This window comes from Pseudomonas sp. P5_B2 (assembly GCF_056400445.1).
In genome coordinates this window covers 1-569 of sequence record NZ_JBFULH010001459.1, presented here as the reverse complement: position 1 = coordinate 569, position 569 = coordinate 1, and the positions used below count along the sequence as shown (strand labels likewise).

The window sequence follows — 569 nt, the reverse complement described above, 5'->3', positions numbered from 1 at the left end:
AGCCAGTAAAGATTGTCGAACTGGCAGAGAAGATGATTCATCTTTCCGGTTTGAGCATTCGTTCGGAGAGGAACCCGCAAGGTGATATCTCCATAGAATTTACCGGTCTGCGCCCGGGCGAGAAACTCTATGAAGAGTTGCTCATCGGCGACAACGTAGCGGCCACTCAACATCCAATGATCATGACCGCCAACGAAGACCATCTACCCTGGGATCTCCTGAAGCCCCGTTTGACTCAATTACTCAACGCCGTCGAACTGGACGATTACTCCCTTGTCCGCCAACTCCTGCGCGAAACCGTCAGCGGCTACACACCCGACGGAGAAATCGTCGACTGGATCTACCAGCAACGCCGCCTCGAGCCCTGATTGTTTCACATCCGGTAACGGACACACTTTTGACAGTTCCATTCCATCGCCTAAGTTTGGAAGGCAGCTTCGGAAAAGCTGCTTTCTAAAACGATGTTATGGAGCTTCAACTATGCGTACTGGCTATTTCTACTCTCTGGTTTTCGCCCTGCTCACCAGCGCTTCTGTTGCCACAATTGCCGCACCTGCGGTCAAACCCGA

The 569-nt window shown here is 52.2% G+C and carries 1 protein-coding gene and 1 pseudogene; both read left to right on the top strand.

From position 1 onward, the window contains the following. Nucleotides 1–368 (top strand): polysaccharide biosynthesis protein (locus AC1DRJ_RS31825; protein ID WP_477805587.1); only part of this gene is annotated, 368 nt, incomplete at its 5' end. Between the two features lie 112 nt (nucleotides 369–480). Then, nucleotides 481–569 (top strand): annotated as a pseudogene (locus AC1DRJ_RS31820) (ComEA family DNA-binding protein); the annotation flags it as partial.